Genomic DNA, 17,878 nt, shown 5'->3' with positions numbered 1-17,878 from the left:
CGGCTCACCGTCCCGTCCAGACCGGCGGCCTGCGCTCGGCGAACGCCCGGGCACCCTCCACCGCGTCGGCACTGCGAAAGACCGTCTCGACCTCGGCCGGATCACCCCACCGGCGCTCGCGCATCAGCTTCTTGGTCATCGCGACGCCCAGCGGCCCGTTGCCGGTGATCCGCACGGCCAGGGCGAGGGCCTCGGCCCGCACCTGCCCGGCGGGAACGACCCGGTTCACCAGCCCGATCTCCTGGGCGCGCACCGCAGTGATCGGATCGCCGGTGAGTCCCATCTCCAGCGCGACCGCCATGGGCACCCGGGCGGAGAGCGTCGTCCCTCCCCCGGCCGCGAACAGCCCTCGCTTGACCTCGCTGATCCCGAGCTTCGCGTCCTCTGCCGCGACGACCAGGTCGCACGCCAGCAACAGTTCGAAACCCCCGGCCAGCGCCGGTCCGTTCAGCGCCGCGATGACCGGGGTGGCGACGCCCTGGTGGTAGAACCAGAGCAGTCCCTTGAAATCACCGCCGCTCCCGAACGCCTTCAGGTCGAGTCCGGCGCAGAAGACCGTTCCCGCCCCGGTCAGGACGATGGCCCGGACCTCCGGGTCGGCGTCCGCGGCGCGCAGCGCCGCGGACAGCTCGTCCATCAGCGCGGGATTGAGGGCATTGCGCACCTCGGGCCGGTTCAGCGTCGCCACCAGCACGTTGCCGACCCGCTCGGTCAGGACCACGTCGCTCATTTGGCCGCTGCCACGGCCGCGCGCGCCCTGGATCGGTACGCCTCGAGCTTGTCCGCGGGATCGATGATCCGGTGACTGCGCGAGCGGATGGAGACGTCGTGGCCTTCGGAGCGTTTGCGCAGGGCCGCGACGGTGGCCTGGTCTCGGGGGATGTGGGTGAAGGGATCGAAGGAGTACCACCGCATGGCGTTCTCGTGGGTCATCTTGCGGGTGTCCTCATCCGGCACCTGCCACTTGTCCAGCACCGCCGACAACTCCTCCGGAGCCCCCGGCCACATCGAGTCGCTGTGCGGATAGTCCGCCTCCCAGCAGATGTTGTCGATCCCGATGTCATGCCGCAACCGCACCCCCAACGGATCACTGATGAAACACGTCAGGAAATGCTCCCGGAACACCTCACTGGGCAACCTCCCCCCGAAATCCTGCAACGTCCAGGTGGCGTGCATCTCGAACGTGCGGTCCACCCGCTCCAGGAAGTAGGGGATCCACCCGGTGCCGCCCTCGGACAACGCGATCCGGATGGCCGGGAACTCCTTGATCACCCGCGACCACAACAGATCCGCCGCCGCCGAGACGATGTTCATCGGCTGCAACGTGATCAGCACATCCGGCGGCGAATCCACCGCCGGCACCGCCAACCGCCCCGACGACCCGATATGCACATTCAGCACCGTCCCGGTGTCGCACAGCGCCCGCCAGAGGGGGTCCCAGTGCTCGCTGTGGAAGCTCGGGTATCCGAGGACGGCCGGATTCTCGGTGAACGTCAGCGACCGGCACCCCTTCTCCGCCACCCGGCGCACCTCCGCCGCGCACAACTCCGGGTCCCAGATCGCCGGCAACGCCATCGGGATGAACCGCCCCGGATACGCCGCGCACCACTCATCGATGTGCCAGTCGTTGTAGGCGCGCACCAGCGCCAACGAGAAGTCGGGGTCGTCGGTGGCGAACAACCGGGCCGCGAACCCGGGGAAGGACGGGAAGTTCATCGACGCCAGGATGCCGCCCGCGTCCATGTCCTTGACCCGCTCGTGCACGTCGTAACAGCCGGGCCGGATCTCGTCCAACCCCTGCGGCTCCAGCCCGTACTCCTCCTTCGGCCGCCCGGCCACGGCGTTGAGGGCCGAGTTTGGGATCACCGCGTCCCGGAACTTCCACACATCGGTGCCGTCGTCACGGTGCACGAGCTGCGGGGCGTCGTCGCGGTAACGCTCCGGCAGATGGTTCACGAACATGTCGGGCGGCTCGATGATGTGGTCGTCAACACTGATCAAGATCAGGTCGTCCTTCTTCATGACGGCCCCTTTCAGTCCGAAGCGGGCAGCGGCTTGGCCGCTTTGAGGGTCATCGGGACACCGTCGGTGCCGGTGGGCCGGTCACCGGGACGCGGAGTCGGGGCTGGTGAGGTCATGCCGCACCTCCTTTTCGAGCAGGCGGTCGCCGAGCTGGGCCAGGTCGTAGGACTGGCGGGCCATCCAGAACCGCAGGAAGCCGGTGAGCGAATAGCGCAGGAAGAGCGCCGCGCCCACGACGCTCGCGCTGATCCCGCCGAGCCCGAGCGCGAGGGCGTCCCGCTGGACGAGCGCATTGCGGGTGCCGTGGGACATCAGGTAGGCCGACGCCCCGAGCACCAGGCCGAGCACCATCAGCGCCACCCCGAGGCGCAGCCAGAGACGGGCCCTCCCGGTGGCCGGGTCGGGGATCTTGAGTTCCGCCAGTTCGCGGACGAAGCGGTCCGCACGCGTCTCGGTCGAGGTCATGTGGAACTCCCCAGGTAGAGGGCGGACAGGTCGGCGCGCAATCCGCCGTCGGGGTGGCCCCGCCGTTCGACCCGGCCGCGCACCAGTACGGCCGCGTGGTCGGCGATGCCGAGGACGGCGGCCGCGAACTGCTCGACGACCAGCACGGCGACGCCCTGCCGGGCGATCTCGGCGACCTGCTCGTACAGCCGGCCGACGACCAGGGGGGCCAGCCCCATGGAGAGTTCGTCCAGCAGCAGTACGGCGGGATCGGTGGCCAGCCCCCGGGCGAGCGCGAGCATCTGCTGTTCGCCGCCGGACAGGGTTCCGGCGGCCTGTGCGGCACGCGGGGCGAGGGCGGGGAACCGCGCGAACGTGATCTCCTCGATCTCCTCGCGGGAGCGGCCGGTGAAGGTCATCATCAGGAGGTTGTCGCGGACGGACAGGTTGGGGAACACTCCGCGGCCCTCGGGGATCAGGCAGACCCCGGCGCGCGCCAGATCGCGGGGGTCGGCTCCGGTCACGTCCCGGCCCCCCAGCAGCACCCGGCCGGACCCGGCCGGGTGGACCCCCGCGGCGACCCGCAGCGTGGTCGTCTTGCCCGCCCCGTTCGGGCCGAGCAACGCCACCACCTGGCCGGCGGAGACGCTCAGATCCACGCCGTGCAGGACGGCGATCCGGTCGTAGGCGGCGCATACGTCGCGTAGTTCGAGCAGTGCGCTCATGCGTCCCCCAGGTAGGCCGCCAGGACGGTCTCGTCGCGCCGGATCAGCTCGGGCGGGCCGACCGCGATGATCTTCCCCAGGTCCAGGACGTACACCTCGTCGCAGACGCTCATGACCAGGCCCATGTCGTGTTCGACCAGGACGACGGCCATCCCGTCGCCGGCCAGCGAACGCAGCAGGTCGGCGAACCGTTCGGTCTCCTCGCCGTCCTGACCGGCCGCGGGCTCGTCGAGGAGGAGGAACGCCGGACGTACCGCCAGCGCCCTGCCCACCTCCACCAGGCGGCCCACCCCGGTGGGCAGTGTGTCCGCGTGAGTGTCGGCGATCGCCGTCAGGCCGAGCCTGCCGAGGATCTCGGTGACGGCCTGGCCCGCCCGCCGCCGTTCGGGTCCCAGTTCCGCGGCGACGAGCAGGTTGTCGCGGACACTCAGCCGGCCGAAGAGCTCCAGCCGCTGGAACGTCCGGGCCAGCCCGTGCCGGGCCCGGCGCGCGGGCCGCATCCGGGTGACGTCCCGCCCGTCGAGGAGCACCCGCCCCGACGAGGGCCGGCGCAGTCCGGACACGACGTCGAACAGGGTGCTCTTCCCCGCGCCGTTGGGCCCGATCAGTCCCGTGATCCGGCCGGCTTCGGCCGCCATGCCGACCCCGTCCAGTGCGCGGTTCCCGCCGAAGGCGACGGTCACGCCGCTAACCTCCAGCGATGCCACGGACCAGCACCCCCTCGTCCTCCGGCCGCCAGGCACGCCGCACGCCCCACCACTCCATCGGGACCTCGGGCTCGGCCGGCGTGGCCGCTCGCGCGGCCGCGTAGGCCTGCAGCGCCAGCGCCAGAACCAGCGAACCGCCCAGGAACGTCCAGCCACTGATCACGTCGCCGAGCCGCAGGACCCATCCCAGCGCGAGCCCGCAGAGCAGCACGGGAGGGGCGATCCGGTCCCGGGCCACCGGCTCCCAGCGGTGCCGCATCCCGGCCACGACGCCGCCGGGATTGTTGCCGATCCCGATCCCGGCCAGTCCGGGCAGCAGCGCGACGAGGTTCTGCGACCAGGGCGCCACCGCGACCAGCCCGCTCAACGGCACCACGAAGGCGGTACCGGAGAACAGGCCCGTCCCGACACTGCCGAGACCGGCGACGACCGCGATCAGGAAGATCGGCAACCCCGCCACGAAGTTGAACTGGTCGGCCGTGATCGACCGTTGCTGCATCCCGTACAGGGCCCCGCCGAGGCCCGCGATGCCCGCCGCCAGTGCGAACACCGCCACCTTGGCCACCAGCAGGTTGCCGCCGAGCGTGGCGTAGGCCGCCTCGCTGTCCCGTAGCGCGATCAGCCTCCGCCCGAACCTCCCGCGGCGCAGCGCCGCCACCCCGATCGAGGCGAGCGCGAGGCAGACCGCGGCGAGCACCATCAGTTCCGCCTCGGTGTCCAGCTGGAATCCGAAGAGCCGGGGCCCGATCACCTCCACCGAGCCCTGGTCGAACAGCGAGATCCGCACGCCGAGCAGGTCGAACGACGGCAGCGTGAAGATCCACCGATCGAGGACGACCGCGAAGGCGGCCGTCCCCAGCGCCAGGTACACCCCGGACAGACGCAGCGCCGGAAGCGCGATGAGCGCCCCGGCCAGCGCCGAGATGACGACCGTGGCGCCGAGCGCCCACGGCTGCCCATGGGCACCGAGGTGCGCCCACACGACCGCGCCGATCCCCGCCACGCTCAGCTGGCACAGCGAGATCTGACCCGCGAATCCGGACAGCGGGACGAACGACAACGCCACCACGCCGAGTGAGAAGATCGGCCCGTAGGTGATGAGGTCGCCCTGGCCCAGCACCGACGCCAGCACCACGCCGAAGGCCACGGTCGCCAGCGCGAACACCGCCGTCCCGCGCATCGTCGGCACCGGCACCTGGCGCAACCGGCGGTCCCGGCCCCGCAGCCGCCGGTGCGGGAACGCCAGCAGCGCCACGAACAGCAGCAGTGCGGGCGCGGCCAGCCGCACCCCCGGCAGATAGTCGTTCTGCGGGAGGTAGCCGGTCAGGTAGCTCTCCAGGCAGCCGACGACGATCGCGCCGGCGAAGGTGAGCGGAAGGCTCCGCATCCTGCCGAATATCGCGGCGCTGTAGGCGCTGACGATCAGCAGCGAGAGCTGCGCGGCGTCCAGCGCGACGATCGGCGCGATGAGGATGCCGCCGACCGCCGCCAGCTGGGTACCGAGCATCCACGCGACCCGGTTCGCCCGGACCGGATCGGCTCCCGTCAGCCCGACCAGCGCCCGGTCGTCGACGGTCGCCCGCATCTCCGTGCCGGTCCGGGTCCGGGTCAGCAGGATCCGCAGACCGGCCGCGACCGCCACCGCGACCACCATCGTGACGGCCTGATGCCAGGTGATGGTGGTCGGCCCGACATGGAAGGGCGTGCGATCGGCGAAGAAGGTCGGCAGCGACCGTGAGACGTTCGGATCCCAGATCCATCGGGCGACGGCGATGAGCCCGCTCAGCAGCGCGATCGTCATGACCAGCCGTTCGGCCTCGCCCAGAGCCTGCACGGGCCGCATCACGACCCGCTCGATCAGCAGGCCGAAGCCCGGGGCGAGCACGAGCAGCACCATCGCCAGGGCGACCGGGACCGGCCATCCCCAGCCGATGGTGAGCTGCCAGTAGGCGAACGCCGCGAACATGCCCGACGCCCCGTGCGCGAAGTTGAACACGCCGGTGGTGGTGTAGGTGAGCACCAGCCCGCTGCCGATGACCGCGTAGATCGCGGCTGTGCTCAGCCCTACAACACCGAAGATCAGGAATTGCTCCATCTACTTGAAGTCGTTCATGGTCTTGCCGACGTTCGCGAGGGTGAGCGGCTTGGTGTAGGGACCGGTGAACTTGTACGCGGGAGCGTCACACCGGTAGGCGCCCTGGTTGGGCTTGAAGTCGGCGGGCTTCCAGCCCTGCGGGGTGGCCTTCTCGACGTTGAAGCACTTCAGCGGGGCGTCGAGCTGGGAGAGGTCGACCGGAGCCTGGAGGCCGGCCCCCGTCCACGCGGTCTCCTTGACGGCGGCGTCGTAGACGCACTTGCGGGTGAGGTCGTCCCCGCAGGACGCGGCGGACTTGGTGAACAGCAGCCAGGCGGAGAAGGCCCGCAGCACCGGCAACGTCACGTGCGCCTTGGGCGCGTACTTGGCGAACAGGTCGATGACCTGCTTGGTCGCGGGGTTGGCGGAGGCGTTCTCCAGCGGGTAGACCCCGCTGAGGTCGGCCAGGTTGTTCTGGGAGGCCAGCGACTTGCCCGCGATCTGGAGGAAGGCGGGGTTGTAGGCGTTGTTGTTGGCGTCGACCCAGTCGAGCTTGTAGCCGATGTTGGTGAGGACCTCTTCGAGCTTGGCGAGCTGCCGGAAGTCCCCGTAGTACACCAGCCCCTTGACGCCCTTGGCCTTGATGGCCTGGGCGTAGGGGGTCCAGTCCGAGACGCCCTGGACCGGGAAGACGTCGGTGTAGGCGAACGTGGCGCCGGCGGCCTTGAGGCCCTCCTTCACCTGCTCGGTGAGGGCCTTGGTGATCGGGGAGTCACCGGAGAGCACGCCGACCTTGCCCGCCGAGCCCGGGTAGCCCTCCTTCATCAGCCAGTGGTAGTAACCCGCGTAACGGTTGTAGGACCCGCCGCCCGTCTGGGTGAGCTGCAGTTCCGAGCCGTTGTTCTCGAGCTGGACCGCCTGGGCGGGGAAGGCCGGCAACAGGCAGGACAGCCGGTCCTTGACGCCCGTGCCGTCCAGGGCCGCGCCACCGCCGACGAGCGCGAAGTCCTCGCGGCAGGATTCGAGCATCCGCTGGCGGACCTCGAACAGCTTCGTGTCCCGGACGTCGGCGACGAGCTTGCGGCCGTTGACGCCTCCCGCGTCGTTGCACCAGGACGTGAACACCTTCGCGGCGTCCACGAACTCCGGGTTCTTGGTGAAGCCCAGGTCGGTGAAGACGCCGACCTTGATCTGGTCCGCGGTGACCCCCTGCGCCGGGGTGCCGGTCGCCTTGCCGGACTTGCAGATGCCCTTCAGGTCACCGAAGTCGCCCGAGACGGCCTGCGCGGCCTTGGTGGGTGTCTCTTCGCCGTCGGAGCCGCTGCGGCCGCCGCATCCGGCGGCGAGCAGGGCGACCGCTGCGAGGGCGGCGATGGGGGTATGCGATTTCACGGGAAGTTCCTCCTCAGTGCTGTCCCCGATGACCGATGTGAATCAGGTGAGAGCCCTTGCCGCCTTGAGCTCGGTGGTACGAGGCCAGTCGAGACCGAGCAGGATCTGCCCGGTCCGGGGGTGAATGCGGGGTGGGCGTGCGACCCCGGGCTCCTCCAGCGGGAGCCCGTCACGGCTCCACCGGAGGACAGGTCCTCAGGTCCCGGGGTGATACCAGCGACCGGATCGACGGCGACCGCCCCGCGCACCGGGACCGGCTCGGCGGTCCGGCGGCGCTGATCCTCCTGGGGCGTCGTGACCATGAGCTGGAGGCAGTCACCTTCTACCGTCATCTGACATCCTCTCGCTGAGAGGAAGCTAGCTTCTCACTGAGCGAGAATCAACCATGCGTTTCAAGGGAGGAAGCATGACGGGACAGCGCAGAGGCATCGCGATGGCGATGACCGACGACGAGCGGGACGCCTTCCTGCGGACCCAGCAGGTCTGCCGGGTCGCCACCGTGGGCCTGAGCGGGCATCCGCACACCAGCGCGCTGTGGTTCGTGTGGGACGGAACCGCCCTGTGGCTCAACTCACTGGTCCGCAGCCAGCGCTGGGCCGACCTGGACCGCGATCCGCGGCTCAGCGTGATCGTCGACGCGGGAGGCGCCGACTTCCTGCGCCTCCGCGGGGTCGAGCTACAGGGCAGCGCGCAGATCGTCGGCGAGGTGCCCCGCAGAGGCGAGCCGCTCGACGCGCTCACCGGCCCGGAACGGCTCTTCGCGGACAAGTACGCGGGCGGTGGCGACTTCCGGTACGACGGCCGGCACGCCTGGCTCCGACTCTCCCCGAAAAAGATCGTGAGCTGGGACTTCGCCAAGCTCCGCCGAGGACGTTGACGCCACGGCCCCACCCGTGAAAACCTTACACTCAGAATTGAGAATGTTATTCTCTGAAAAGGGAAGGGGATCGTATGACCACCACCGCCCTGGTGACCGGTGCGGACCACGACCATGTCGCGGCGGCCCGTCCCCTCGTCCGTTCCCGGGAGGCCGGTCACCGCATCGGCCGGGCCGGCGGCGCCGGCCACCGGAGGCACCTCTGATGCGCCTCCCCCCGCTGCCGGGAGACCAGTGGGACGAGCGGGCGCGCACCGCGCTGGCCGGCCTGCTGCCCGAAGACCGGCGCGATCCACGCAATGCCGGAAACGCGCTGGCCACGCTGGTCCGCCACCCCGCCCTGACCGGGGCCTTCCTGACCTTCAACGCCCATCTGCTGCTGCGTTCCACGCTGCCGGCCCGCCTGCGCGAGCTGGCGATCCTGCGGGTCGCCCGCCGCCGCGGCTGTGTGTACGAGTGGACGCAACACGTGAAGCTGGCCGCGAGGGCGGGCCTGTCCGAAGCCGAGATCGAGGCCGCCGCGCGCGGCGAGGCCACCGACGGGCTCGAGATCGCGGTCCTCAACGCCGTCGACGAGCTCGACGACGACTCCGAACTGTCCGACCGGACCTGGGCCGCGCTCAGCGAGCACCTCGATGAGCGCCAGCGGATGGACCTGGTCTTCACGATCGGCGCCTACTGCCTGCTGGCCATGGCCTTCAACACCTTCGGCATCGAGCCCGAGGACGAAAGGTAGACCCGTGCCCCACTTCGTCAAGCCGGCGGAGGGAAGCTGGACCGAGCAGCACCCCGAGCTCGGGACCGGCCCCGTCGACTACACCGATTCCATCGACCCCGCCTACTACGAGGACGAGCGCGCCGCCATCTTCCGGCGCACCTGGCTGAACGTCGGCCGGGTGGAACGCGTCCCGCGCACCGGCACGTACTTCACGAAGGAACTGGCCGCCGCGGGGACTTCGCTGGTGATCGTCAAAGGCGCGGACGGGAAGATCCGGGCCTTTCACAACATCTGCCGTCACCGCGGCAACAAGCTCGTGTGGAACGACTTCCCCGGCGCGGAGACGGCCGGCACCTGCCGCCAGTTCGCCTGCAAGTACCACGGCTGGCGCTACGACCTCACCGGCAAGCTCACCTTCGTCCAGCAGGAGGGCGAGTTCTTCGACCTCGACAAGGCCGACTACGGGCTGAAGGAGGTCGCCTGCGACGTCTGGGAGGGCTTCATCTTCGTCAACCTCGACCCGCAGGAGACCCTCACGGAGTACCTCGGTGAGATGGCCAAGAGCGTCGAGGGCTATCCGTTCCACGAGATGACCGAGGTCTACACCTACACGGCGGAGATCGGCAGCAACTGGAAGCTGTTCATCGACGCGTTCGCCGAGTTCTACCACGCACCCGTCCTGCACCAGAAGCAGGCCGTCAAGGACGAGGCCGACCGGCTGCTCGGCTACGGCTTCGAGGCGCTGCACTACGACCTGAAGAGCCCCCACTCGATGATCTCGTCCTGGGGCGGCATGGCCCCGCCCAAGGACCCCAGCATGGTCAAGCCGATCGAACGGACCCTGCGCAGCGGCCTGTTCGGGCCCTGGGACCGGCCCGACATCGACGGCCTCGACCCCCTGCCCCCCGGCATCAACCCGGCCCGCCACAAGTCCTGGGGCACCGACTCCTTCGAGTTCTTCCCCAACTTCACGCTGCTGTTCTGGGCACCCGGCTGGTACCTCACCTACCACTACTGGCCGACCGCCGTGGACCGGCACATCTTCGAGACCAGCCTCTACTTCGTCCCGCCGAAGAACGCCCGCGAACGGCTGGCCCAGGAACTCGCCGCGGTGACCTTCAAGGAGTACGCCCTCCAGGACGCCAACACCCTGGAGGCCACCCAGTCGATGCTGGCCTCGCGCGCGGTCACGGAGTTCCCCCTGAACGACCAGGAGATCCTCCTCCGTCACCTGCACAAGGTCGTCGGCGACTACGTCAAGGAGTACCGCGATGCCGCTGCCCGCTGAGTTCGAGGACCTGAAGCCGTACGCGGCCTGGGCGCTGCCCACCGAACCGGAACGCTACGCCCGCCGCCTGGCCTCCTCCATGGCCGAGATGCAGGACTTCTACGACGCCGCCTTCCCCCGCTTGGAGGACGCGATCGCCTACTGCGACACGTTCGACTGGGACGACCTCCCCGACGAGGCCCGCACCCTGATGCACCTCATGCAGTCCCTGGTCATGGTGTCGTTCCCCGTGGAGGTGTGGAAGCAGCCCCGTGTCCCCGACAGCGGCGCCGCCTACCTGGACCTGATCAAGGAACCCGTGGTCTGACGTGCTGACGCTCAAAGCGGCCGGGCTGCTCGACCTCGACACGGGGCACATCGTCCGGCCCGGGATCCTGCGGATCGAGGGTGACCGGATCGCCGGTGTCGGTGGCCCGGCGGAAGGCGAGATCCTTGATCTCGGCGAGCTGATCCTCCTGCCCGGTCTCATGGACATGGAGGTCAACCTGCTCATGGGCGGGCGCGGCGAGACCGCCGCGTACTCACCGGTCCAGGACGATCCGCCACTGCGCATGCTGCGTGCGGTCGGCAACGCCCGCCGCACGCTGCGCGCCGGATTCACGACCGTCCGGAACCTGGGGCTGTTCGTGAAGACCGGCGGCTACCTGCTGGACGTCGCCCTCGCCAAGGCGATCGACGCGGGCTGGATCGACGGTCCCCGGATCGTGCCGGCCGGGCACGCGATCACTCCGACGGGCGGGCACCTCGACCCGACCATGTTCGCCGCGTTCGCACCCGGCGTGCTGCCGCTGACGGTCGAGGAGGGCATCGCCAACGGTGTCGACGAGGTGCGCCGGTCCGTCCGGTACCAGATCAAGCACGGCGCGCAGCTGATCAAGGTGTGCGCCTCGGGCGGGGTCATGTCGCACACCGGCCTGCCCGGCGCCCAGCACTACTCCGACGAGGAACTGCGCGCCATCGTCGACGAGGCGCACCGGCGAGGCCTGCGGGTCGCGGCGCACACCCACGGCGCGGACGCGGTACGGGCGGCGGTCGAGGCGGGCATCGACTGCATCGAGCACGGCTTCCTCATCGACGACGACGCGATCGCGCTGATGGTCGAGCGCGGGACCTTTCTGGTGCCGACCACCTTCCTGGCCGACGGCATGGACGTGTCCAAGGCCGCCCCCGAGCTCCAGGCCAAGGCGGCCGAGATGTTCCCGCTCGCCCGTGCGTCGATCCGGGCCGCCATCGAGGCCGGGGTGCGGATCGCGGTCGGCACCGACGCGCCCGCGATACCGCACGGCAAGAACGCGAGCGAGCTGGTCGCGCTGGTCGGACGCGGCATGAGCCCGCTGGCGGTGCTGCGGGCGGCGACCGTCACGGCCGCCGAGCTGATCTGCGTCACCGACCGGGGACGGCTCGCCGAGGGCCTGCTCGCCGACGTCATCGCCGTTCCCGGCGACCCGCTGCAGGACATCACCGTCACGCAGAACGTACGGTTCGTAATGAAAGGCGGAAAGGTCTTTGTCCACTGACGACCTGGTGGAGATCCACCAACTGCTCGCCCGCTACGCGGTGACCATCACCCAGGGCGACATCGAGGGGCTGCTCGGGGTCTTCACCCCCGACGGCACCTACAGCGCCTTCGGAGACACCTATCCCCTCGCCGAGTTCCCGGCGCTGGTCGCCGCGGCTCCCAAGGGACTGTTCCTCACGGGAACGGCCGCCGTCGAACTGTCCGGTGACACCGCGACCGGCACCCAGCCGCTGTGCTTCATCGACCAGACCACCCACGAGATGCGGATCGGCTACTACAACGACACCTACCGGCGGACCGCCGAAGGCTGGCGGCTGCGGACCAGGGCCATGACGTTCATCCGCCGGAGCGGGGCACATGACTCGGGACGCCCGCACGCCTACAAGCCCGGTGCATGAACGTCACGCGGTTCCGCGCTGATCTGGAGGCCTGGCTCGACGGTCACGACCTGTCCCCCGGGCCCGACCGCTCCCTGGACGGGCAGGTCGCTCAGCTCGCCCGGGTGCGTCGCGCCCTGTACGACGCGGACTGGATGCGCTACGGCTGGCCCGCCGAGGTCGGCGGGCTGGGCGGCCCCGCCGTGCTCCGGGCGGTGCTCGGCGAGGAGGTCGCCGGCCGTGGCCTGGCCGAGCCGGGCATCTATTCGATGGTCGAGGTCCTCGCCCCGACGATGATCTCCTATGCCCCGCCTCCGCTGGCGGCGGAGATGGTCCCCCTGCTGCTCAGCGGGCGTGAGCAGTGGTGCCAGGGGTTCTCCGAACCCGGTTCCGGCAGTGACCTGGCGTCCCTGACCACCCGGGCGGTCCCCCGCGGCGCCGACTGGGTGGTCAACGGCCAGAAGGTCTGGACGAGCCTGGCCCAGTACGCCGCCCGCTGCGTCCTGCTCACCCGCACCGGCCCGGGGCACGGCGGGATCACCGCTTTCTTCGTCGACATGGACGCCCCCGGCATCACCGTCAGGCCGTTGCGCACGATGCACGGCGTCGACGAGTTCGCCGAGGTGTTCCTCGACGACGTGGTCGTTCCCGGCGACCGGATGCTCGGCGTTCCCGGGGACGGCTGGCGGCTCGCGATGGACCTGCTCCCCCACGAGCGCTCCACCTGCTTCTGGCACCGGATCGCCCATCTGTACACGCGGCTGGACCGGCTCCTGGCCGAGACGACGGTGCCGGACGACGCCGCTCTCGGCGCCGCGTACCTGGCGCTGCACACCGCCCGCTGCCGGTCGCACGCGACCCAGCGGCGGCTGGCCGACGGGGCCCGGCTCGGCCCGGAGACCTCGGTCGACAAAGTGCTGCTGGCCGGCGCGGAGCAGCGCCTGTTCGACACCGTCCGCGATCTGCTGCCCGGCGTCCTGGAGCTGACCGAGTCCTCGTGGCGGCCGGACTACCTGTTCTCGCGGGCGGCCACCATCTACGGCGGCACCGCGGAGATCCAGCGCAACATCATCGCCCGCCGGCTACTGGATCTGGGGAGAGAGTGAGCATGGACGCCGCGGAACGGGACCTGCTCGCCGAGACGCTGCGCAAGGCGATGGCGGCGGCGACCGGCCGCGTCCTCGACCAGGCGATGGTCGAGCTCGGCTGGCCCGACCTGCTCGCGGAGCTGCCGGACGTCGCGGTGCCGCTGGTCTTCCGCCTTCTCGGCGAGACCGGGGCGCACGCCCCCCTGGTCAACGACGTCCTGCTCGACGCCGCGGGAGGCCGCGTCGGGGGCACCCTGCCGCTGCCCTATGCGGGCGGTTCGTGGGTCGTGTGGGAGCGCGCCGACCGGACGAGCGGCGCGCTGGACGGTGACCTGCCGTTGTTCCCGGTGCCGGACGGGGACCCGGTGGCGCTCGCCGCGGGCCGCCGGGCGCTCGGCTGGTGGCTGGTCGGCACCGGGCGGGCCATGCTCGCCCTCGCCCGGTCGCACGCTCTGGACCGCGTCCAGTTCGGCCGGCCCCTCGCCTCGTTCCAGGCCGTCCGGCACCGGCTCGCCGAGAGCCTCGTCGCCCTGGAGGGCGCCGAGGCGACCCTGGTCGCCGCCACGGACGACCTCGGCTCGCTGCTGGCCAAGGCGGCGGCCGGACAGGCGGCGCTCGTCACGGCCCGCCACTGCCAGCAGGTGCTCGGGGGGATCGGTTTCACCGCCGAGCACGGCCTGCACCGGCACGTCCGCCGCGCCCTCGTCCTGGACGGCCTGCTGGGCAGCGCCCGCGAACTGACCCGCGAGGCCGGAGCGCTCCTGCGGGAGGAACGCTCGGCCCCGCGGCTCGTTCACCTGTGACCGGCGCCGTGCGGTCCGGGCCTACTGCAGTTTCGCCTTCATCTCGTCCAGCTTCACCAGGATCGGGTAGCCGCCGACGCTGAGGGCGTTGCCGTGCCCGGTCTGGTGCACGTCGAAGACCGACTGGACCGCGGCGTGGAAGCCCTGGACGTCCAGCGTCTGGTTGACCGCGCGTTTGGCCTGGCGGAGCCCGAACGGCGGCATCGCGGCGATCCGCTCGGCCAGCGCCCTCGACTCGGCGTCCAGCCGGTCCCGCGGCACCACCCGGTTGACCATGCCGATCCGCTCGGCCTCCTCGGCGGTCAGCGGGCGTCCGGTGAAGAGGATCTCCTTGGCCTTGCGAGCGCCGAGCTCCCACGTGTGCCCGTGATATTCGACGCCCCCGATGCCCATGGTGACGACCGGATCGGAGAACAGGGCGTCCTCGGCGGCGACGATCAGGTCGCACGGCCAGCACAGCATCAGACCGCCCGCGATGCACCGCCCCTGGACGGCCGCGATCGACGGCTTCGGCACGTTCCGCCAGCGCAGCGTGTACTCCAGATAGCGGCGGCTCTCCGCCCGGTAGATCCACTCCAGGGTGATCTCCTCCGGCGGCGGCCAGCGGTCGTTCAGGTCGTGGCCCGAGGAGAAGTGCCTGCCCTCCCCGCGCAGGACGATCACCGCCACGTCGTCGTCCTCCGCGGCCCTGGTCCAGGCGGCGTCGAGCTCGTCGAGGAGTGCCGAGCTCTGCGCGTTGGCGACCTCGGGCCGGTTGAGGGTGAGGGTCGCGATCCGGTCGGCGACCTCGTAGAGAACGTTCACGTGGGACCTCTCAGCTTCGGGGCAGTCCGAGCACCCGCTCGGCGATGATCGTCCGCTGGATCTCGGAGGTACCGCCGGCGATGGTGCCGCCGAAGCTCCGCGCGTAGCGTTCGAACCAGCCGGAGGAGAAGACCTCCAGTCTCATGTGGGAGGGGTGCGCCGTGGTCGCGGGATGGGCGAGGGCGGCCGGCCCCGCCGCCTCCAGCGCTCGTTCCGTGGCGTTCTGAACCGCTTCCGAGCCGAGCAGCTTCAGGACGGACAGGGCCGCGACGTCCTGGTCGCCCCGCGCGGCACGCGCCAGGGCCGCGGACCCCAGCAGGCGGAGGGCCTGGGCGTCCATGATGAGCGTGGCGTACCAGTCGCGGTCCAGCGCCGCGGCCGGCCGGAAGTCGCGGATCAGGTCCTCCAGCCGCTCGGCGAAGCTCAGCCACAGCATGGTGCGCTCGTGGCCGAGGGAGCCGGTCGCCACCCGCCAGCCCTTGTGCAGCTCGCCGACGAGGTTCTCCGCGGGCACCCGGACGTCCTCGAAGAAGACCTCGTTGAAGTCCAGGTCGTCGGGGGCGGCGATCGAGCCGAACGGGCGGCGGGTCACGCCGGGCGTGTCCGTGGGGATCAGCAGCACGCTGATGCCCTTGTGCTTGGGCGCGTCGGGATCGGTACGGACGAAGGCGAGCAGGACGTCGGCGTCGTGCGCGCCGGACGTCCAGACCTTCTGGCCGTTCACCACGAAGTGGTCGCCGTCCAGGACCGCGCGGGTGCGCAGCGAGGCCAGGTCGGAGCCGGCGCCGGGCTCGCTCATCCCGAGTGCGGCGGTGAGCTCCGCGCGGAGGATCGGAACGGCCCAGCGCCGCTTGTGCTCCTCCGAACCGAACGAGAGCAGCGAGGCGGCGATGATGCCGAGGCCCTGGGGGTTGAAGCTGTGGTAGATCCGGCGCCGGGCCAGCTCCTCCAGGTGGACGTACTGCTGCAGGAGGGTGGCGTTGCGGCCGCCGAACTCCGGCGGGTTGCCGGGCAGCAGCCAGCCGTGGTCGAACTGGAGCCGCTGCCAGCGGCGGGCCCAGCCGGGGATATGGGCGCTGGAGCGGGACCGCTCCGAGGCCTCGGCCTCCGTGGGCAGATGCTCGGCGAGAAACGCCACGAACTCGGCCCGGAAAGCCTCGACGTCGGGGTCAAAGGTCAGCTGCACGGTACTCCTCGGCGATCAGGGCCCGGTGCTCGGCCGCGCCACCGAGCAGCAGCTCGCCGGCCTTGGCCCGCTTGAGCGCGAACTGCAGGTCGTTCTCCCACGTGTAACCCATGGCACCGAACAGCTGGTAGCCGTTGCGGAACACCAGGGACTGGCACTCTCCCGCGGCGGCCTTGGCCATCGAGGCGGCATCGCGGCGGCGCGGGTCGTCGGCGGCGATCGTCAGCGCCGCGTAGTAGGCGAGGGCGCGGGCCCGTTCGATCGCCACGTACATGTCGGCCGCCTTGTGCTGGACCGCCTGGAACGAGCCGATCGGGGCGCCGAACTGGTGCCGGGTGCGCACATGCTCGATGGCCAGGTCGAGGACACGACGGCAGGCGCCGACCATGGTCAGGGCCAGGCCGGTGAGGGCGACGTGGCGGGCCCGCTCCGGGTCGGCCGCGCTCCGGTCCTGGCCGGTCACCCGCACGCCGGAGAACACGACCTCGGCGACGTGCAGCACCGGATCGAAGACGGGGGTGCGCACGGCGGTCACCTCGCCGGCGGGAACGACGAAGACGCCCTCCCCGGTGACGACGGCGAACCAGTCGGCGCGGTCGCCGTCCAGGACGTGGTGCCCGGTGCCGTCCAACAGCCAGCCACCGCCGTCGCGGCGCGCGGTCACTCCGCCGAGCACTGCCGCCCCGGACTGTCCCGGCCGGGCGGTCTCCGGCGCGAGAGGGACGAACTGGGTCATCGTCGCCAGGTACGGCGTGGGATCGGTGGCCCGTCCCAGTTCCTCCAGGACGATCGCGAGCTCCACGGTCTCGGCGGGATCGGTGAGACCGGTCCAGCCGAGGTCGCCGTAGACCCGCCAGAGCGGAGCCGGGTCCACTCCGTCGTCGACGACCTGCCGGATCAGCGTTGCCGGGCATTCCTTGGCGACGGCCTTGCGTACGGTCTCCTGCCACAGGCGCTGGTCGGCGTCGAGCTCAAAGAGCATCCCGGCCTCCTGACAGCCCGGGGCCGGTCAGTTGGAAGTCCCCAGTCACGAAAATCCCCTCGCCGGTGTTTCGATTGTGCTGGTTTGAGAATAGCATTCTCATCAATGGGAAGTAAGAGTCTCGCTACCCTGCGTCGACACCGGCCGATCGGAGCAAAGGTGCCCTACCAATACCGTGCAGTAAGGTTTTACACATGGCGCAGAAGACTGATTCGCCCGTGAGCATCCCCAGCACCGAGCCGGCGTGGAAGCAGCGCGCGGTCGAGCGCTCCACCAAGGCCGCGAAACTCCGCGCCGAGCAGAGGGTGGAGCGGTTCCTGGACGCCGCCCAGGCGATCATCGCGGAGAAGGGCAGCACGGACTTCACCGTGCAGGAGATCGTCGATCGGTCCCACCAGTCGCTGCGCAGCTTCTACCAGCACTTCGACGGCAAGCACGAGCTGCTGCTCGCCCTGTTCGAGGACGCCCTGAACCGCGCGGCCGACCAGATCCGCGCCGCCGCGGCGGGCCAGCCCGATCCCCTGGACCGGCTCAAGGTCGCCGTCGAGCTGCTCTTCGAACTGTCCCGGCCCGACCCCGCGGTCCAGCGCCCCCTCTTCACCGACTTCGCTCCGCAGTTGCTGGTCTCGCACCCCGCCGAGGTGAAGATCGCCCATGCGCCCCTGGTGCGGCTGTTCACCGAGCTGATGACCCAGGCCGAGGCCGCCGGCCGGCTGCGCGCAGGCACCAAGCCGCGGCGCACGGCGGCCCTGACGATGCAGACTGTGATGTTCATCGCACAGACCAACGGCGCGTCCGCCGATGAGCACGCCCACCCCATCACCGCGGACGAGATCTGGGATTTCTGCGCCATGGGATTCGACCGCAGCTAG

Annotated in this window: 20 protein-coding genes; 10 read left to right on the top strand and 10 right to left on the bottom strand. The window is 70.6% G+C overall.

Annotation, left to right across the window (positions count from 1 at the left end):
• Window positions 1-4 precede the first annotated feature (4 nt).
• The 7 genes from ACRYCC_RS05995 to ACRYCC_RS05965 form a co-directional block, all read right to left on the bottom strand.
• The gene (locus tag ACRYCC_RS05995) at window positions 5-730 is read right to left on the bottom strand and encodes an enoyl-CoA hydratase-related protein (protein ID WP_433809495.1); all 726 of its coding nucleotides are present in this window, start codon (window positions 728-730) and stop codon (window positions 5-7) included.
• Window positions 727-2,022 (bottom strand): amidohydrolase family protein, encoded by a 1,296-nt coding sequence (locus ACRYCC_RS05990; RefSeq protein ID WP_433809493.1) that lies wholly within the window; start codon window positions 2,020-2,022, stop codon window positions 727-729. The genes ACRYCC_RS05995 and ACRYCC_RS05990 overlap by 4 nt, the downstream gene beginning before the upstream one ends.
• An 81-nt stretch (window positions 2,023-2,103) precedes the next feature.
• Window positions 2,104-2,487, bottom strand: a complete 384-nt coding sequence (locus ACRYCC_RS05985) for a hypothetical protein (RefSeq protein ID WP_433809492.1) — start codon at window positions 2,485-2,487, stop codon at window positions 2,104-2,106.
• Window positions 2,484-3,191, bottom strand: coding sequence for an ABC transporter ATP-binding protein (locus tag ACRYCC_RS05980; RefSeq protein ID WP_433809490.1), 708 nt, complete (start codon window positions 3,189-3,191; stop codon window positions 2,484-2,486). Before ACRYCC_RS05980 ends, ACRYCC_RS05985 begins: the two co-directional genes overlap by 4 nt.
• Window positions 3,188-3,874, bottom strand: coding sequence for an ABC transporter ATP-binding protein (locus ACRYCC_RS05975; RefSeq protein WP_433809488.1), 687 nt, complete (start codon window positions 3,872-3,874; stop codon window positions 3,188-3,190). The genes ACRYCC_RS05980 and ACRYCC_RS05975 overlap by 4 nt, the downstream gene beginning before the upstream one ends.
• Before the next feature lie 4 nt (window positions 3,875-3,878).
• Complete coding sequence (locus ACRYCC_RS05970) at window positions 3,879-5,993, bottom strand: branched-chain amino acid ABC transporter permease (RefSeq protein ID WP_433809486.1); 2,115 nt, start codon at window positions 5,991-5,993, stop codon at window positions 3,879-3,881.
• Entirely contained in the window at window positions 5,994-7,364 is a 1,371-nt protein-coding gene (locus ACRYCC_RS05965; RefSeq protein ID WP_433809484.1) for an ABC transporter substrate-binding protein, read from the bottom strand.
• Window positions 7,365-7,770: 406 nt separating this feature from the next.
• Between ACRYCC_RS05965 and ACRYCC_RS05960 the strand changes: the two genes are divergently transcribed.
• The 9 genes from ACRYCC_RS05960 to ACRYCC_RS05920 all read left to right on the top strand — a co-directional run bounded on the left by ACRYCC_RS05960 (window position 7,771) and on the right by ACRYCC_RS05920 (window position 14,034).
• Window positions 7,771-8,241 (top strand): pyridoxamine 5'-phosphate oxidase family protein, encoded by a 471-nt coding sequence (locus ACRYCC_RS05960; RefSeq protein ID WP_433809482.1) that lies wholly within the window; start codon window positions 7,771-7,773, stop codon window positions 8,239-8,241.
• Between the two features lie 74 nt (window positions 8,242-8,315).
• Entirely contained in the window at window positions 8,316-8,447 is a 132-nt protein-coding gene (locus tag ACRYCC_RS05955; RefSeq protein ID WP_433809480.1) for a hypothetical protein, read from the top strand.
• Complete coding sequence (locus ACRYCC_RS05950; RefSeq protein ID WP_433809478.1) at window positions 8,447-8,977, top strand: carboxymuconolactone decarboxylase family protein; 531 nt, start codon at window positions 8,447-8,449, stop codon at window positions 8,975-8,977. Before ACRYCC_RS05955 ends, ACRYCC_RS05950 begins: the two co-directional genes overlap by 1 nt.
• 4 nt (window positions 8,978-8,981) lie before the next feature.
• The gene (locus ACRYCC_RS05945) at window positions 8,982-10,247 is read left to right on the top strand and encodes an aromatic ring-hydroxylating oxygenase subunit alpha (protein WP_433809476.1); all 1,266 of its coding nucleotides are present in this window, start codon (window positions 8,982-8,984) and stop codon (window positions 10,245-10,247) included.
• The gene (locus ACRYCC_RS05940; RefSeq protein WP_433809474.1) at window positions 10,231-10,554 is read left to right on the top strand and encodes a hypothetical protein; all 324 of its coding nucleotides are present in this window, start codon (window positions 10,231-10,233) and stop codon (window positions 10,552-10,554) included. The genes ACRYCC_RS05945 and ACRYCC_RS05940 overlap by 17 nt, the downstream gene beginning before the upstream one ends.
• Before the next feature lies 1 nt (window position 10,555).
• Complete coding sequence (locus ACRYCC_RS05935) at window positions 10,556-11,764, top strand: metal-dependent hydrolase family protein (RefSeq protein WP_433809472.1); 1,209 nt, start codon at window positions 10,556-10,558, stop codon at window positions 11,762-11,764.
• The gene (locus tag ACRYCC_RS05930; protein WP_433809470.1) at window positions 11,754-12,164 is read left to right on the top strand and encodes a nuclear transport factor 2 family protein; all 411 of its coding nucleotides are present in this window, start codon (window positions 11,754-11,756) and stop codon (window positions 12,162-12,164) included. Before ACRYCC_RS05935 ends, ACRYCC_RS05930 begins: the two co-directional genes overlap by 11 nt.
• Window positions 12,161-13,249 (top strand): acyl-CoA dehydrogenase family protein, encoded by a 1,089-nt coding sequence (locus ACRYCC_RS05925; RefSeq protein ID WP_433809468.1) that lies wholly within the window; start codon window positions 12,161-12,163, stop codon window positions 13,247-13,249. Before ACRYCC_RS05930 ends, ACRYCC_RS05925 begins: the two co-directional genes overlap by 4 nt.
• Window positions 13,250-13,251: 2 nt before the next feature.
• Window positions 13,252-14,034 (top strand): acyl-CoA dehydrogenase family protein, encoded by a 783-nt coding sequence (locus ACRYCC_RS05920; protein WP_433809466.1) that lies wholly within the window; start codon window positions 13,252-13,254, stop codon window positions 14,032-14,034.
• Between the two features lie 21 nt (window positions 14,035-14,055).
• Here the strand turns inward: ACRYCC_RS05920 and ACRYCC_RS05915 are convergent, their stop codons facing one another.
• From ACRYCC_RS05915 to ACRYCC_RS05905, 3 genes are read right to left on the bottom strand one after another with little or no spacing between them, the layout of a single operon-like run.
• Window positions 14,056-14,838 carry an enoyl-CoA hydratase gene (locus tag ACRYCC_RS05915; RefSeq protein WP_433809465.1) on the bottom strand — a complete coding sequence of 261 codons (783 nt, stop codon included), beginning with the start codon at window positions 14,836-14,838 and terminating at the stop codon, window positions 14,056-14,058.
• Between the two features lie 10 nt (window positions 14,839-14,848).
• A complete protein-coding gene (locus ACRYCC_RS05910; RefSeq protein ID WP_433809463.1) occupies window positions 14,849-16,024 on the bottom strand; it encodes an acyl-CoA dehydrogenase family protein in 1,176 nt (391 codons plus the stop codon).
• Window positions 16,008-17,006 (bottom strand): acyl-CoA dehydrogenase family protein, encoded by a 999-nt coding sequence (locus ACRYCC_RS05905; protein ID WP_433809462.1) that lies wholly within the window; start codon window positions 17,004-17,006, stop codon window positions 16,008-16,010. The genes ACRYCC_RS05910 and ACRYCC_RS05905 overlap by 17 nt, the downstream gene beginning before the upstream one ends.
• Window positions 17,007-17,200: 194 nt before the next feature.
• Between ACRYCC_RS05905 and ACRYCC_RS05900 the strand changes: the two genes are divergently transcribed.
• Window positions 17,201-17,878: a TetR/AcrR family transcriptional regulator gene (locus ACRYCC_RS05900; RefSeq protein ID WP_433809461.1), complete on the top strand. Its 678-nt coding sequence runs from the start codon at window positions 17,201-17,203 to the stop codon at window positions 17,876-17,878.

It is taken from the genome of Actinomadura scrupuli (assembly GCF_050971785.1).
GTDB classification, from domain to species: domain Bacteria; phylum Actinomycetota; class Actinomycetes; order Streptosporangiales; family Streptosporangiaceae; genus Actinomadura_E; species Actinomadura_E scrupuli.
This window is presented reverse-complemented; position numbering and strand designations above follow the sequence as displayed.

Excerpts from the sequence above, each read along its gene's own strand:
- ACRYCC_RS05970 (WP_433809486.1), bottom strand. The coding sequence starts at position 5,993 with ATGGAGCAATTCCTGATCTTCGGTGTTGTAGGGCTGAGCACAGCCGCG.
- ACRYCC_RS05920 (WP_433809466.1), top strand. The coding sequence starts at position 13,252 with ATGGACGCCGCGGAACGGGACCTGCTCGCCGAGACGCTGCGCAAGGCG.
- ACRYCC_RS05995 (WP_433809495.1), bottom strand. The coding sequence starts at position 730 with ATGAGCGACGTGGTCCTGACCGAGCGGGTCGGCAACGTGCTGGTGGCG.
- ACRYCC_RS05985 (WP_433809492.1), bottom strand. The coding sequence starts at position 2,487 with ATGACCTCGACCGAGACGCGTGCGGACCGCTTCGTCCGCGAACTGGCG.
- ACRYCC_RS05990 (WP_433809493.1), bottom strand. The coding sequence starts at position 2,022 with ATGAAGAAGGACGACCTGATCTTGATCAGTGTTGACGACCACATCATC.
- ACRYCC_RS05980 (WP_433809490.1), bottom strand. The coding sequence starts at position 3,191 with ATGAGCGCACTGCTCGAACTACGCGACGTATGCGCCGCCTACGACCGG.
- ACRYCC_RS05925 (WP_433809468.1), top strand. The coding sequence starts at position 12,161 with ATGAACGTCACGCGGTTCCGCGCTGATCTGGAGGCCTGGCTCGACGGT.
- ACRYCC_RS05955 (WP_433809480.1), top strand. The coding sequence starts at position 8,316 with ATGACCACCACCGCCCTGGTGACCGGTGCGGACCACGACCATGTCGCG.
- ACRYCC_RS05950 (WP_433809478.1), top strand. The coding sequence starts at position 8,447 with ATGCGCCTCCCCCCGCTGCCGGGAGACCAGTGGGACGAGCGGGCGCGC.
- ACRYCC_RS05960 (WP_433809482.1), top strand. The coding sequence starts at position 7,771 with ATGACGGGACAGCGCAGAGGCATCGCGATGGCGATGACCGACGACGAG.
- ACRYCC_RS05905 (WP_433809462.1), bottom strand. The coding sequence starts at position 17,006 with ATGCTCTTTGAGCTCGACGCCGACCAGCGCCTGTGGCAGGAGACCGTA.
- ACRYCC_RS05940 (WP_433809474.1), top strand. The coding sequence starts at position 10,231 with ATGCCGCTGCCCGCTGAGTTCGAGGACCTGAAGCCGTACGCGGCCTGG.
- ACRYCC_RS05900 (WP_433809461.1), top strand. The coding sequence starts at position 17,201 with ATGGCGCAGAAGACTGATTCGCCCGTGAGCATCCCCAGCACCGAGCCG.